Annotated in this window: 10 protein-coding genes; 6 read left to right on the top strand and 4 right to left on the bottom strand. The window is 60.3% G+C overall.

Annotation, left to right across the window (positions count from 1 at the left end):
* Positions 1–25: 25 nt before the first annotated feature.
* Together AC1DD7_RS01205 and AC1DD7_RS01200 are read right to left on the bottom strand one after the other, a co-directional pair.
* Positions 26–430, bottom strand: coding sequence for a DUF1003 domain-containing protein (locus AC1DD7_RS01205; RefSeq protein WP_477513453.1), 405 nt, complete (start codon positions 428–430; stop codon positions 26–28).
* Between the two features lie 194 nt (positions 431–624).
* Complete coding sequence (locus AC1DD7_RS01200; RefSeq protein WP_477513452.1) at positions 625–1,263, bottom strand: hypothetical protein; 639 nt, start codon at positions 1,261–1,263, stop codon at positions 625–627.
* Between the two features lie 1,127 nt (positions 1,264–2,390).
* Here AC1DD7_RS01200 and AC1DD7_RS01195 point away from each other — a divergent pair.
* A complete protein-coding gene (locus tag AC1DD7_RS01195) occupies positions 2,391–3,089 on the top strand; it encodes a response regulator (protein ID WP_477513451.1) in 699 nt (232 codons plus the stop codon).
* A 4-nt stretch (positions 3,090–3,093) separates the two neighbouring features.
* Here AC1DD7_RS01195 and AC1DD7_RS01190 read toward each other — a convergent pair whose 3' ends face one another.
* Positions 3,094–4,806 carry a GAF domain-containing sensor histidine kinase gene (locus tag AC1DD7_RS01190; RefSeq protein ID WP_477513450.1) on the bottom strand — a complete coding sequence of 571 codons (1,713 nt, stop codon included), beginning with the start codon at positions 4,804–4,806 and terminating at the stop codon, positions 3,094–3,096.
* Between the two features lie 208 nt (positions 4,807–5,014).
* On the opposite strand from AC1DD7_RS01190, the gene AC1DD7_RS01185 reads away from it, so the two are divergent.
* Positions 5,015–5,497, top strand: a complete 483-nt coding sequence (locus AC1DD7_RS01185) for a pyridoxamine 5'-phosphate oxidase family protein (RefSeq protein ID WP_477513449.1) — start codon at positions 5,015–5,017, stop codon at positions 5,495–5,497.
* 29 nt (positions 5,498–5,526) lie between these two features.
* Here the strand turns inward: AC1DD7_RS01185 and AC1DD7_RS01180 are convergent, their stop codons facing one another.
* Complete coding sequence (locus AC1DD7_RS01180; RefSeq protein WP_477513551.1) at positions 5,527–6,321, bottom strand: universal stress protein; 795 nt, start codon at positions 6,319–6,321, stop codon at positions 5,527–5,529.
* Positions 6,322–6,491: 170 nt separating this feature from the next.
* Here AC1DD7_RS01180 and AC1DD7_RS01175 point away from each other — a divergent pair, with 170 nt between their 5' ends.
* The 4 genes from AC1DD7_RS01175 (at position 6,492) to AC1DD7_RS01160 (ending at position 14,198) form a co-directional block, all read left to right on the top strand.
* The gene (locus AC1DD7_RS01175) at positions 6,492–7,640 is read left to right on the top strand and encodes an acetate/propionate family kinase (RefSeq protein ID WP_477513448.1); all 1,149 of its coding nucleotides are present in this window, start codon (positions 6,492–6,494) and stop codon (positions 7,638–7,640) included.
* A 7-nt stretch (positions 7,641–7,647) separates the two neighbouring features.
* Positions 7,648–10,062 (top strand): phosphoketolase family protein, encoded by a 2,415-nt coding sequence (locus AC1DD7_RS01170; RefSeq protein WP_477513447.1) that lies wholly within the window; start codon positions 7,648–7,650, stop codon positions 10,060–10,062.
* A gap of 253 nt (positions 10,063–10,315) precedes the next feature.
* Positions 10,316–13,030 (top strand): magnesium-translocating P-type ATPase, encoded by a 2,715-nt coding sequence (mgtA, locus tag AC1DD7_RS01165; protein ID WP_477513446.1) that lies wholly within the window; start codon positions 10,316–10,318, stop codon positions 13,028–13,030.
* Between the two features lie 352 nt (positions 13,031–13,382).
* Positions 13,383–14,198: a slipin family protein gene (locus AC1DD7_RS01160; RefSeq protein WP_477513445.1), complete on the top strand. Its 816-nt coding sequence runs from the start codon at positions 13,383–13,385 to the stop codon at positions 14,196–14,198.
* The last annotated feature ends 419 nt before the right edge of the window (positions 14,199–14,617 follow it).

Below are 14,617 nucleotides of genomic sequence, written 5' to 3'. Positions count from 1 at the left end.
CTGCGGTTCGGGGACGATTTCACCATTAGGAATCCCTGATGTTCTTGAGTTCCTGAAGGATTGCAAGCTGTTCACGGTTGATGGTGATCAGGACTTCGATCTCTTCTTTTGCTTTCAGGTTGGTCTCGTAATCGTGCTGGGCCATGGCGGCGGCGATGGCGTCCTGTCGTTTGGCGGCGATCAGAAGGATGGCGCCCTGAAGTCCTGCCAGCATTGAAAGCAGGAGGTTCAAGAGTATGTAGGGGTAGGGGTCCCAAGCTTTCGTCATCAGTGCCCAGGTGTTGATGCCTGCCCAGATCATCATGAAGACGATGAAGCTTCCCACGAACGGCCAGCTTCCCATCCCGTTCCGCATGATGTCCGCGGCGCGCTGGCCCTTGGTTAGCGAAGCCTTGTGTCTGTCGTGCCAGGTCTTTCCTTGGTCGGTCATGTCCTACCCTAAGCCCCGGTTCAGGCACGGGGCCCATCGACAACAGGGTCACCACGCGAAAGTGTGGGGTCGTTTGGGGGCGCCCACGGCTTTCTTGCCCTGCGCCCCGATCGGGACGGTTTGATGATCCTCTCCCCACAAGCCGAGGCCATCGGTTCGGTCTCACGCATGCCAGTAGGTGGCGACACGAGCGACTAATCGGAGCTGCTTGTTTCGCCGATTCCTGACTGTGCACTATTGGCCAGCACGATTCGCTTCGCGGCGGATCCTGTCAGCGTGGCAACAGTGGTGGCCATGAGGATGCCTGCCAGTACGTAGGCGCCCAACAGTCCAAGAGGGGGTGTCTTCTCATCGACGAACGGCGACGGCGCCAAGGTCCACAGTATTCCGGTCGCCCATGCGCCGGCATTGATGGGAATCCAGCGAAAACTCCCCGGAACCACACGACGCAAGACAAGCCACTGCATGGTCGGGATGGACGCCAGCAGCAGCACCGCACCCACGGAAATCCACAACAGTGTCCAAACAGACCGCAAATCGAGTCCCCCGACCGTACTGGGCAGCATGCCGAGGGACCAGGCCACAGCGGCGCCCACCGCTGTGGCTGTGATCCAAGCCAAACGCGGCACTGCAGATGACCCGAATCCAATCGACTGTCCCAGCCCCAGAAGGGCTCCCTCGCACGCACCGGCAAGGATCATCGCAGGGTAGACCACGAAAACGGGGGCTTCGGTCAGTGCCAGCGAACCGCCAACGACCGCAGGAACAATGAAGCCGATCGCTTCGCCGGCGGTGACTGACAACACCCAGCGGCGCATAACGGTGCTTTTCACGCGGCTTGTACCTCCCATCACCGTTCTCCCGCCATGACTAGGGATCCAAGGGCGGCCAGGCTGCTGTGATGTACTTCGACCGGTCACGGCAAGATCATTTCATGCTGTCTCATCAGCATGTGCCGCGATGCGCGCGGAAAACAGGGCCAAAAGTCACAGCAACCATCGACAATTCGTAAACGTGACCGGGAGAAACCGGGACTTTGTGCCCTTATGATGGCGGGCGCACTCCTCCATGCTGAGGACAGGCATCGCGGAAGAACTGGCGGATGCGGTCCAAATGGCAACTCAGGAGGTGGGTCCATGGCGACTGGGACCTTTGAACTGTTTACGGATGGCCAAGCGAATGTTCGGTTTCGCCTGATGGATGCCGTCGGACGGGAACTTGCCGTTTCCTGCGCTTTTTTGGACGTGGACGCTGCGGTGCGCGGCATATCAGCGGTCCGTGAATGTGCCGGCATGGGACTCATTGAGGACCACTGCTCCGCGCCTGTTTCATGGCATGGCGAAACGGGGCGGGAATCAAACGCGTTACGGATGGACGAGCTGCAGCCCGGGCGAACGCGATGAATGCGATCAGTAGAAACACCCCGCAGGTACCGGAGTCGGCCGCGCGCCCACTTCGAGTTATCACTGGTGAACCCAGGACCGGGGCGGCCACTCCGGAAAGGCAACGCGCAACGTTTCCAAGGATCCTGTTCAATCCGCTGGCCCAGCAGCTTCTCAGGTTAGGGAAGCGCCGTGAAGCCGCTGAAGCCAAACTCGAAAAGCGGTTACGCAACAAGCCGGGGCGTCACATCCAGTGACTGCCGTTCGTGGGCTGGTCAGTGAGCCTTCCTCCCACGTTGTAGAGCGTGAATTCCTGACGTACCTCTGGGGGAAGGCCATGGACGAACCTTGGGAGGGAGGGGAAAGGGCGCTCTTGATTCGGGTCCAAGCCAACGCCGTGTCAGGCTGGCATGTGCACCTTGCCTGGCATTGATTGTGGGCGGCCGGACCGCTTCGGTCAAGCTTCACAGTTAGTGCAGGTTCCTTGTAGCGAGGGCCTGTAGTCGGCAACAATTCGGCAGAGCTGCCAAAGCACGCGCAAGTGGGACTAAGGTCGCCGGACGCCGGAGAGGAGAATCATGGACCGCCAAGAAACGCCCAGCCAAAGCGGGGGAGTTTCGCGTGGAGAACCAATAGGTGTCTTCATCCTCGATGACCATGAGCTGGTTCGCCGCGGCTTGCAGGAGCTCTTGGAAGGCGAAGGCTTTGTGGTGGTTGGTATGTCCGGGTCCGCTGAGGAAGCGACGCGGCGGATTCCGGCTCTTCATCCTGACGTAGCTGTCCTCGATGCCCGACTTCCTGACGGCACTGGTATTGAAGTGTGCAGGGATGTGCGTTCCGTCGACCCCGGGCTGAACTGCCTGATCTTGACCAGTTACGACGATGAACAGGCCCTCCGTGGCGCCGTTCTGGCAGGGGCCGCAGGGTACGTACTTAAGGAAATCGGCGGCACCGACCTGCTCGGCGCCTTGCGTAGGGCGGCGCGGGGAGAATCGTTGTTCGACGAGGCCGTGAAGCAGAGGATCATTCAAGGACTCACAGAGCCGAAGAGGCAGGATCCGCGGGTTGCATCCCTCACCCCACAGGAGCGACGTGTCCTGGAATGCGTCGGTAAGGGTATGACGAACCGCCAGATTGGGAAGGAGCTGCAGTTGGCGGAAAAAACGGTCAAGAACTACGTCTCGTCCTTGCTTGCAAAGCTGGGGTTCGAGCGGCGGACCCAGGCAGCTGTGTTCATTACCCATGCACCCGAAGCGGACGCTGAACCCCGGCGCTGACGAATCAGCGCAGCGGAACGGTCCACGTGAGTGACGTTCCCTTTCCCGGTGCGCTGTTTATGGTGCACGAGCCTTCCAACTGCCCTGCCCGCTGAGCCATGTTCGCAAGGCCGTTCCCGGGTGCTGCTTGACTGAACCCGCATCCGTCGTCCAGGAGTTTCAGAGTCAGCGCGCCGTCGTCCGCGGCCACCGTCACATTAATGGACGTTGCGCCGGAGTGGCGGACTGCGTTGCTGAGGGTTTCCGACAGAACGGCCAGGAGATGCGTGATGGTGGTTTCGTTCTCGACCGAATCGACTGCTCCAGTCAAGGTCAGGTGTGGCGCGTATGTCAGAGACTTGGAGCCTGCCCGGATGGAGTTGAGAATGCGGCTACTCAACAATTCGCGGTCCTCGGTGCTGGCCTGGAGAGAGTAAATGGTGTTGCGCAGGTCTCGGATAGTGGCATCGAGCTCGTCGGTCACTAACTCAATCCTGCTGAGCGCCAATTCGCCTGTTGTGAAGCGCCGCAGGCTCTGGACGCTCAGCCCCGCAGCGAACAATCTTTGGATGACCAGATCGTGAAGGTCCCGTGCAATCCGGTCCCTGTCCGAAAACACCACCACTTGTTCCCGGAGGCGGTGGATCCGGTCCAATGCCAAGGCGAGGGCCACGTGCGAACCGAAGACCGCCCCCATCTCCACATCAGTTTTCGAAAAAGTGCCTGTTCCGGGGTTCCGGGCAAGAACCAAGAGGCCGTGGTGGGCCCCTTGGGCGCTGAGGTTGATGATAAGGAGTTTGCCGGGAATGCCCTCGCTGGTGATACCTAACAGCAGCGCGGAATCATCAAGACACGTAGGTTTCCCGCTGGATGCGACGCTACGGACCCGCTGAGAGTCCATAGCAAGGTGCCTGCCCGAGAAAGCACGGGCGTTTGCTCCTGCGGTGCCGGCCACGGAGTATGGGCTTTGGGGATGAGCGACGAGTATCAGGGCAAGATGGCACTCGGATTCCTTCATGGCCCGTGCTGCGATCAGGTCCAGGGCGGAGTCCTCAGGCTGCGCCATCTGGTCCTCGCCGAGCATCCTGCCCGTTACGTCCATACAGGCTTCCAGCCATGCCGCGCGGCGCCGGGCGTCCTCATACAGACGGGCGTTTTCAATAGCTACCCCGGCCGCGGCAGCCAAAGCCACGGCAAGATCCTGGTCTTCTGGAGTGAAGTCGCCACCACCCTCCTTTTCGGTCAGGTAGAGATTCCCGAAGACCACATCCCTTACCCGGACTGGTACGCCAATGAACGACTTCATCGGAGGGTGGTGCGGTGGAAAACCGAAGGCTTTGGGGTGTTGGCCGAGATCGTGGAGCCTGAGCGGTGCCGGCGCGGTGATGAGCAGGCCCAACACGCCGTGCCCGGTGGGAAGGGGACCGATGCGTTTGCTTAGCCCACCGTCGATGCCCACGGTGACGAAGTGGCTGAGCGCATTGCCTTCGCCGAGCACGCCTAGCGCACCATAGCGGGCATGAAGCAGCCGGCATGCAGAGCTGACCACGCGGTCCAGCACGGCTTCGAGACTGAGGTCTTCCGCTACGGCGACAACTGCTTCGAGCAAGCCGCGTGTTCTTTCCTGAGCCTGCAGAAGTTCCCCCGCCCTGCTGACGAAGTCTTTCAGAAGGTCCTCAATCCGGACCCCTGGCACAGCTGCGAGTTGGTTGGAGTCTGGAGTTTCGGACCCGTTCATTGAATGCCCGTCTGCGCGGAAGTGAGAGCCATCTGGACCTCGTTGTTTTCACACTACTCTGGCTCCTGTCCACCATCCCCGGAGGATCCAGATTCCCGACGGATCAATGGAATGCCTGACACAACGGCAAGAACCCAAGCGACGGTAAAGCCCTGATGAGGACTTCCTGCCCTACTCGCGGTCTGGCGGAAGCGTTAGGCTCGGCGCTATGGAGAACACATCGATGGGCCAGGACACGACAGAGCTCAGTGTCCACGACTGCTGGAAGTACCTTCAAACCGTGTCCATTGGCAGGATCGCCCTGATCAACCGGGACGTGCCGGAGATTTTTCCGGTGAACTTCGTCCCCAACTACGGGACTGTTCTCTTCAGGACCGGACCGGGGACAAAGCACGACGCCCTTCATGAAGGGGCAATGATTGCCCTGGAGGCAGATGGGTTCAATCGGTACGGCACCACAGCGTGGAGCGTCATCCTCAAGGGAAACCCGCAGTTCCTGACGCAGCCCGAAGACATTCAGGAGGCTGTGGACGCCGGCCTTTCTCCTTGGCAGCCCGGGGCCAAGGACATCCTGGTGAGGGTAACGCCTACGGAGATCAGCGGGCGTCGGTTTGTTATCAGCCCGCCGTCAAAGTGGTGGCCGCCGCTGGACCCGTCAGCTTCAGACGCCAACGACGACGGAACGCAGTAGGTGCCCCGTGGCCCGCTTCGTTGTGGCCGTCAGAGCCGGGTCAGGATGGTGGGGCACTGGACGTGCAGGAGCACACGCTGGGCCACGGAGCCAAGCAGCGCGCTCAGTCCTCCCCGGCCCTTGCATCCCATAACCAATAGCCGCGCATCCTTGGCAGCGGCAACGAGAGCCTCTCCGGGGCCACGGGTCATATCCAGGACTTCCTTCACGACGACGGCCGGGAACTTTTGGTTGACCCGTTGGACAGCCGAGCTGAGGACATGCCCGCCCTCGGCAAGCTCGGCCACAGAACGGGTTGCATGGACAACGATCAATTCATCATCCAGACGTTGAGCCTCTCTGGCCGCGTGATCCAGGGCCTCGACTGACTCAGCGGAGCCGTCAACGCCAACGACTACGCCGGAACGCTTTTGAGGTGGAAGCCCCGGAACAACGGCGACGTCGCACTTGCTGGTAACAGCCACTTGGAAGCTGACCGAACCGTATCCTTGCCCTTCCGTGCCGGGTCCGCGGTCTGTGCCCACCACCACCATCGGGTAGCCCGGTGACAACGCAGCGATCGTTTCGGCAGGCTCGCCAGACAACCGTTTGGTTGCAGTGCCTACGGTGGGAAAGGCTGCCGCGAGCCGCCGCGCTTCGCTGTTGAGCAAGTCGTCAGCGCGCCCCACGGCCAATTGACGGTCGTTCTCCCGAGGGTAAGCCCACTCCCCGGGAACCACATGGACCAGGGCCAGGCCAAGACCAAGGGAGTCAGCTCGGGCAGCAGCCCAGTCAGCCACAGCTGAGCCTGCTCGCGAGCCGTCAAGGGCAACCAGAATCTGCATCTTCACGAACCGACGTTCCTTTCGGATTACCAACTGTGGTGGTCTCCACTATCGGCGGGACGGCCCGTCGTCGCAAGGGCCGTAAGGCCCTCCCACTGAACGGCTCAGTGCATTAGTCTCCACAGGAGAGCCATCGACCGTAGCCTGCCCCACGGAAGTGAGAGGAATACATGCGTGTTCTGGTGCTGAACCCTGGCTCCTCATCGCTGAAGTACCACCTACGTGATACAGCAGCTCCCAACCCAGTTGCGCGCATTCTTGCGTCCGGACAAGTGGATTGGCCACTTGAGGAGCGTGCCACTGCCGATCGCCTCCACGCTGCCTTTGAAGAGATACATGACACCATGAAGAGCCTCGGATCCGTGCATCCGGAGGCGATTGGACACCGCGTCGTCCACGGCGGCAACCGGTTCAGCACACCGGTACGTGTCACGGCGGACGTGATAGCCGCCATTGAAGGACTAAGTCCCTTGGCGCCGCTCCACAACCCCGCCACTGTTGCCTGCATTGACGCCGCTGGCAAACGTTGGCCCGGGCTCCCACAAGTGGCCGTCTTTGACACAGCGTTCCATCGCTCAATTCCCGACTTCGCCGCCCGCTATGCCATTCCGGAGGACGCCTACCGGGCCCATCCAGTGCGGCGCTACGGCTTCCACGGGATCTCGGTGGAGATGGCCTGCCATGACACAACAGAGTTTCTCGACGAGGCGTCTTTGAACGCGATAGTGGCGCATGTTGGCAACGGTGCGTCCGTCACCGCCGTCAGGAATGGGCTCAGTGTGGACACCTCCATGGGAATGACCCCATTGGAAGGGCTTGTTATGGGCACACGCTCCGGAGACCTGGACCCGTCCGTGGTCCTACTGCTGCAGGAAGACGGCGCAACTGCAGTGGAAGTCGACCACCTCCTGAACCACCAATCGGGGTTGCTGGCCGTTGCAGGATCCGCAGACATGCGGACTGTTGAAAAGGCTGCGGGCAGCGGCGAACCCAAGGCTCGTCTGGCTATCGATATGGCTGCTTACCGTCTCGCCAAGTACATAGCGGCCTACTCCATGGTGGTTGGCCGGCCTAACGCTCTGGTGTTCACCGGCGGCGTGGGTGAGAACTCTGCGCTGTTCAGGGACAAAGTGGTCTCCTGGCTGGGACCACTGGGGCTTGTCCTTGATGAGCGCCTGAATATGGCCGTCCAGGAAGGCATCCGCAAAATCAGCACCATGGACTCCGCATTTCCTGTGCTCGTAGTGCCGAGCGACGAAGAACGCGCCATTGCAGAAACGACGGCGGCTTTGCTCGCCATGCCCCCTACGGAAGGTTGATCGCGACATGAGCCTGGACGAGAACATCACCGCTACCGACACTGAGCCGGAAGAAGAGAACTTTGACCTCCTGCACCGGTATTGGTCCGCGGCCAACTATCTGACCGTTGCCCAGATCTATCTGCAGGAGAACCCCCTGCTCCGGGAGCCGCTGCAAGTAGAACACATCAAGCCCAGGCTGCTAGGTCACTGGGGCACGAGCCCCGGATTGTCCCTGATCTATGCACACCTCAACCGCCTCATCCGTCGCACGAGCGCGGAAGTTCTGTTCGTGGCCGGTCCCGGCCACGGAGGCCCCGCCGTCGTCGCCAACACCTATCTGGAAAGCAGTTACTCGGAGGTTTATCCCGCCGTTGGCAAAGACATGAAAGGGCTTCGGAGACTGGTCCGGCAGTTTTCGACGCCGGGAGGCATCGCCAGCCACGTCGGGCCGGCCACACCCGGTTCCATTCATGAAGGCGGCGAACTGGGCTATTCCCTGATGCATGCCACAGGTGCGGCCATGGACAATCCGGACCTGATCGTTGCCTGCGTCGTCGGTGATGGAGAGGCCGAAACCGGTCCACTCGAAGGCTCTTGGAAGGCGCCGTCGTTCATCAACCCGCTCAATGACGGGGCAGTACTTCCAATCCTCCACCTCAACGGTCACAAGATCTCCGGTCCCACCGTCCTGGGCAGACGCTCGGACACGGATGTAGCGTCACTACTGGAAGCGCACGGTTGGGATCCCGTCATCGTCTCCGGCGACGACCCAGCCATCGTCCACCCTGCGCTCGCCTCAGCCCTGGACTCGGCCTACGCATCGATCCGCGCAATCCAGTCCCACGCTCGCACGGAGGGAGTCACCGGGCCCGCACGATGGCCGGCCATCATCCTGCGCACCCCCAAAGGATGGACAGGCCCGGTGACAGTGGACGGAAAGCCTGTGGAGGGAACCCACCGCTCCCACCAAGTCCCACTGGCCGGAGTCAGGGAAAATCCCGAGCACCGAAGACAACTTGAAGCGTGGATGCGTTCCTACCGGCCGGAAGAACTCTTCGACGCCGACGGGCGCCTGATGGCCGAACTCGCACAACTAACCCCGACCGGCGATCTACGCATGGGCGCACTGCCGGCCAGCCGTGGAATCGGAAAAGGCGACCTGGTGATCCCCGGGCTCGATCAATACGCCATCGAGACGGTTCCTCGCGGTGCCGTGATGCATGAGAGCACCAAGCCATTGGGGGAGATGCTGCGGGATATCTACATCGATACTGCCGACGATCCCAGGTTCCGCCTGTTCTGCCCGGACGAAACCAACAGCAACAGGCTCGGCGCAGTCTTTGAAGCCACCGACAGATGCCTCCTCGAACCAGCTGCGACCAAGGAGGACGCGCTCGCAGACGATCATGTATCCCCCAGCGGACGTGTGATGGAAGTCCTGTCCGAACACCTGTGCCAAGGGTGGCTGGAAGGATACGTGCTGACGGGCCGGCACGGCTTGTTCGCGAGCTATGAGGCGTTTGCGATGGTGAGTGCTTCCATGACCATCCAGCACGCCAAGTGGTTGCAGCATGCGCGGGACCTGGAATGGCGGGAGCCCGTGCCCAGCCTGAACATCCTGCTGACCTCCACCTGTTGGCGGAACGATCACAACGGCTTCAGCCATCAAGGCCCTGGCCTCATCGATACGGTTCTGTCACTGTCCAGCACCGTCATCCGTGTTTACTTTCCTCCCGATGCAAACACCTTGCTGGTCACCGCCGAACACATGCTGCACAGCAAGGACTACGTGAACCTGGTAGTGATCGACAAGCAGGAACATCCTCAGTACCTGACGCTCGAAGAGGCGCGGGAGCATGCAGCCGTAGGTGCATCCACATGGGCTTGGGCCGGAAATGAAATTCCCGGAACCTCAGCTGACAAGGCCCCGGACATTGTCCTGGCATGTGCCGGAGATGTACCCACACAGGAGACATTGGCTGCCGCATGGCTGCTCAAACAGCACGTCCCGGACATGTCCGTCCGGGTAGTCAACGTCATGGATGCCATGGTCTTGCCACCTCCGGACGCTCATCCACATGGGCTGGCTGGTGACAAGTTCGAACAACTCTTCACCGCTGACGTGGACGTGGTGATGGCGTGGCATGGATACGCAAGGGCCCTGCACCAACTCCTGCACGGTCGCCCGCATCCCGAGCGGTTCCATGTTCGCGGTTACAACGAGCAAGGCACCACCACCACACCATTCGACATGGTGGTCCTGAACAAGGTCAGCCGTTACCACCTGGCGATGGAAGCGTTACGCCGGGCACGAGGGCAATTTGTGGGGGCAGACCAACTGCTGGCGCTTTGTCAGACCCAGTTGGACGCCCATTCCCGCTACATCCGGGAGCACTTTGAGGACCTCCCCGAAATCAGGAAATGGGTGTGGACGCAGTAGTAGCAGTGAGTCACTGTGCGGCAACAGGCACCCTCGTCAGAAGGGTTTTTGCCTTAAGGTCCAAACATTCTGGCTGGTCGGGTTCCCGGTTCAGTGGTCTTACCGCGAACGTCGAGGGGTTCCTAGGCCCCTGGCATCGTGGGAGACTCCAGTTAGGACTCACGTCAGGTTTCGGATTTCTTTGACCTTTGCTCCAGAGGTGCCGGGTCTTGCCTATGGTGTGACCGGTCGTTACTAAAAGGACGGATCTGGCATGCCCTCTGTTGACGGTCGGGAGAGGAACTTCCTCCAGCTATCCACTGCGACAACCGCTAGCTGTGACGCTGGGCAGGTCCTGAGCCAGCTGGCTTCCGGTCCGTCTGGTTTATCCGATCAGGAGTCGGCAGCCCGGTTGGCCGTCGTGGGACCGAACGCGGTTCTGTCGCATAAGGCCAATGCCTGGGTCGTGTTGGGTCGTCAGCTCGCCAGCCCCATCCTGATCTTGTTGTTCGTCACCGCGTCGGTGTCGTTGTTTTTGGGGGACGCGACCAACTCGATTGTGATCGGGGCAATCCTTCTGGTCAGTGTTGGTCTGGGATTTAGTAACGAGTTCCGCGCCGAGCGCGCCTCCGAATCCCTGCACTCACAGATCACCCACCAGGCTTTGGTGCTTCGGGAGGGTAGGACCCTGCGGGTGGACGTGACGGACGTTGTGCCCGGCGATGTCGTCCAGCTGGGACTGGGAACAATAATTCCTGCCGATCTTCGACTGCTGGAAACGAACAACCTGCTCTGTGATGAGAGCATTCTTACCGGGGAGTCACTGCCGACGGTAAAAGATCCTTCTCCTGTGCCCGACGGCACGGCCCTGGCCGATCGGACATCATGCGCGTTCATGGGCACCGTTGTACATTCCGGTAGTGGGACCGGGGCGGTCGTGACCACCGGAAGTGGCACAGAGTTTGGACGAATCGCCTCCGGATTGGGAGAACGCCAGCCACAGACCGAGTTCCAGCTCGGTCTCCGGCATTTCTCATTCCTCTTGCTGCAGGTCGCCATCGGCCTGACCACGCTAATCTTCATCATCAACGTGATGCTTCAACGGCCCATCATTGAATCACTGCTCTTCTCGCTGGCCATCGCCGTCGGCATCACGCCTCAACTTCTCCCCGCTGTCGTCAGCACGAGCCTGGCTACTGGGACACGCCTTCTGGCCAAGCAGAAGGTCCTTGTCAAACGGCTGGTGTGCATCGAAGACCTGGGCGACATGGACATTCTGGTCACCGATAAGACCGGCACCCTGACCGAAGGAAGGATCAGTTATACCGCTGCACTGCCGGTATCCCCGCCCATAACCCCGGATCGAGTACTCACCTTGGGACTGCTGGCCACCGAGGCAGATTACGCAGTGGCCAAGCAGTCCAGCGCCGGACAAAACCCGTTGGATGCTGCCCTCTGGGCCAGTCCTCCAGCGGCGCGGTTCACTCCTGAACGTTTCACACGCCTGGACCTGGTCAGCTTTGACCACGAACGACGCCGCACCACCGTGCTGGTCCACGAACCCGAAGGCGGGGAACAGCTGATTACCAAGGGCGCCCCGGAAGACATCCTCGGCCTGTGCCGGCCGACGACGCAGGCCGGGCTAGCCGTGTTGAATGAACAATTTGAAGCAGGATCCCGGGTTTTGGCAGTCGCTTACCGTGACGTCGCTGGACTGAAGCAAATTTCAGAAGCCGATGAACACGACTTCACGTTGGCAGGCTTTCTGATCTTTTTGGACCAGCCCAAGGCCAACATCCGTGCGTCACTGGACCAACTGCAGTCGTTACAGATCACGGTGAAGATCGCCACCGGCGACAACGCCAAAGTCGCCGAGAAAGTCTGCGCCGAAATCGGAATTGTTTCCGGTGGCACCCTCAACGGTGCCGAGATCGATGGGATGTCTCATGAGGAACTGGTCTCTGCAGCACGGACGGCCTCTATCTTTGCCCGTGTTTCCCCGGAACATAAAGCACGAATCATCACCGCCCTGCGCCAAAGTGGCGGCTCCGTAGGGTTCTTGGGAGACGGTGTGAACGACGCCTTGGCCCTGCACAAGGCTGACATCGGCATATCGGTGGATACGGCCACCGATGTCGCCAAGGACGCAGCGGACGTGATTCTGCTCGACAAGGACCTCGGCGTTCTCGCCGCTGGTGTCGGGGAGGGGCGGCGGATCTTCGCGAACACGATCAAGTACGTCCTGATGGGAACATCCAGCAATTTCGGGAACATGTTCAGTGCCGCGACCGCCTCAGCGGTGTTGAGTTTCCTGCCCATGCTGCCTAGCCAGATCCTGCTCAATAACCTGCTCTACGACGCCGGGCAGCTGGCCATTCCCACCGATCGGGTCGATAAGGAACAACTACGTGCTCCCGCGCACTGGAATATCGCCTTCATTCGACGCTTCATGCTTCTTTTCGGTCCCATCAGTTCGATCTTTGACTTTGCGACCTTCGCCCTGATGCTGATGGTGTTCAATGCTGTGCCCGGGGAGTTCCGCGCCGGATGGTTCATCGAATCAATCGCTACACAAACACTGATCATCTTCGCTATCCGCACCCGCAAGGTGCCCTTCGTCCGCAGCAGGCCCTCGGCCGGACTGGCCGCCGCGTCCTTGAGCGTAGTCGCCGTGGGAATCGCGCTGCCCCTTTCACTGATCGGACCATGGCTCGGCTTCGACCTCTTGCCGGCACCGTTCTTCCTGGCCCTCCTCGGCATGGTGATCGTCTACCTGACCATGGTGGAGTTCGCCAAAAAGTGGTTCTTCTCCCGCGCCAAGCAACAGGCACCCACCTCAATGTCTATCCCTCGGCGCCGGACAACCCATCACATCAGCCGGCGTGCCTCCCGCTTCAGCACCGCCGGAAAAGTACTCGGCGCGGCAGTGGAGACTGCTATTGATGATCGCCCCGATATCACCGCACCAAGAACGTCTACTGAGAATTGAAAGAGATGTTGGCCCATGCATATCGCTGTTGAGTACTCCTTCCGGTTCCCCTATCAGAGCGGGAGTCCGAAATGATCAAGCTCGTCGAAGCTTGAGAATGAGATATGAATGGACGCACTGACAGGACGGAAGGGAAAGTGCTCCTGTTCATCGGAACCGAGGCGGTGTATCAGTCCGCATTGACACCAAGATGTGAGCCGCTGCCGGTCGTCGCCCGTGCCCGGGTTGGTCGTTCCGGGATGCCGCAGGAGCAGGGCTTTTCACATCCTTTGCTGGGACAATAGATGAAGGACAAATGTCACGGTGCCGGACCCGGCACCGGCACGTCCTGTTCACCTAGGAGGGGATCCTGATGGACCCCACCACTGCTGTCGTTATCTTCATTGTTCTGGTGCTGCTGCTTATCGCCGCAAAATTGTCGATCCGTGTTGTGCGTCAATACGAGAAGGGCGTGCTTTTCCGGCTCGGTAAAGTTCTTGGAGTCAGGGAACCGGGCCTGCAGTTGATAATCCCGGTCATTGACCGGCTGCCGTTGGTAAGTCTGCGGATAGTGACTATGCCCATCCAGTCACAAGGCATCATCACCCAAGACAATGTCAGCGTCGACGTTTCCGCTGTTGCTTATTACCGGGTGGTAGACGCCGTGAAGTCGGTTGTGGCCATTGAAAACGTGGCCTCTGCCATTGACCAGATCGCGCAGACAACGTTGCGGAAGGTCGTAGGCCGGCACACCCTGGACCAGACTTTGTCAGAGACCGAGCGAATAAATGTTGACATCCGCGAAATCCTCGACGTGCTGACCATCGATTGGGGGGTTGAAGTGACCTTGGTGGAACTCAAAGATATCCAGTTGCCAGAAAGCATGAAGCGGGCCATGGCCCGTCAGGCTGAAGCCGAACGGGAAAAGAGGGCCAAGATCATCGCAGCTGAGGGTGAGGCTATTGCCGCGACGGCTTTGGGCGATGCTTCGGATACGATGATGGCCCATCCGCTGGCCCTTCAGCTAAGGAATTTGCAGTCCCTGGTTGAAATCGGAGTCGATAAGAACACCACTGTTGTTTTCCCGGCCCCGCTGATGAGCACGATAGGTGAACTGTCGGCGTTCCTCGCTCGCGAGAGCCAGGCCGCAACGGCCTCGAACGGCAAGGCCCCCATTAAAGCGGCGTAAAGCCGCCCCGCTCTAAATCTCTCGTGTCCGTCACCCCGAAGGATTTGGAATGAGTGAATTGGATGACTGGAACTCCTCTTCGCCTCCCGGTCCGAGCACGCATGCGTGGCCTGGACTTTGTCGCCCGGTTGTTCTTCGGAGATGCTCCGGGTCGAGCAACAAAGAAGCGTGGACGATGTCCACACCTTCCACCTCGGACTGCCTCGTGCAGCCGCCGGATTGTCCCGGATTCCGCATGTTTCGCCACTTCCCAGCGTACCCAACCCCCTGCAATCCCGTTCGAGTCCCACCTCGGGCACGGCAACCCCCCTCGGTAGAGGGGGTTTTGCTTTAACGTGTACATTCTGGGTCGTCAGGTCCCTCTGAGGGTTATAGGACAAAACGTGTGTAGATCCCGGGTGTGTCACCCCAGCTACCCT

This window comes from Paenarthrobacter sp. 10L412 (genome assembly GCF_056395565.1).
Note: the sequence above shows the minus strand (reverse complement) of the source record. Positions and strands in the feature narration are given on the sequence as shown.

What these genes read in the sequence shown, in the direction of transcription:
- AC1DD7_RS01180 (WP_477513551.1), bottom strand. Translation starts at nt 6,321, where the DNA reads ATGCAGATTCTGGTTGCCCTTGACGGCTCGCGAGCAGGCTCAGCTGTG.
- AC1DD7_RS01195 (WP_477513451.1), top strand. Translation starts at nt 2,391, where the DNA reads ATGGACCGCCAAGAAACGCCCAGCCAAAGCGGGGGAGTTTCGCGTGGA.
- AC1DD7_RS01160 (WP_477513445.1), top strand. Translation starts at nt 13,383, where the DNA reads ATGGACCCCACCACTGCTGTCGTTATCTTCATTGTTCTGGTGCTGCTG.
- AC1DD7_RS01175 (WP_477513448.1), top strand. Translation starts at nt 6,492, where the DNA reads ATGCGTGTTCTGGTGCTGAACCCTGGCTCCTCATCGCTGAAGTACCAC.
- mgtA (WP_477513446.1), top strand. Translation starts at nt 10,316, where the DNA reads ATGCCCTCTGTTGACGGTCGGGAGAGGAACTTCCTCCAGCTATCCACT.
- AC1DD7_RS01170 (WP_477513447.1), top strand. Translation starts at nt 7,648, where the DNA reads ATGAGCCTGGACGAGAACATCACCGCTACCGACACTGAGCCGGAAGAA.
- AC1DD7_RS01190 (WP_477513450.1), bottom strand. Translation starts at nt 4,806, where the DNA reads ATGAACGGGTCCGAAACTCCAGACTCCAACCAACTCGCAGCTGTGCCA.
- AC1DD7_RS01205 (WP_477513453.1), bottom strand. Translation starts at nt 430, where the DNA reads ATGACCGACCAAGGAAAGACCTGGCACGACAGACACAAGGCTTCGCTA.
- AC1DD7_RS01185 (WP_477513449.1), top strand. Translation starts at nt 5,015, where the DNA reads ATGGAGAACACATCGATGGGCCAGGACACGACAGAGCTCAGTGTCCAC.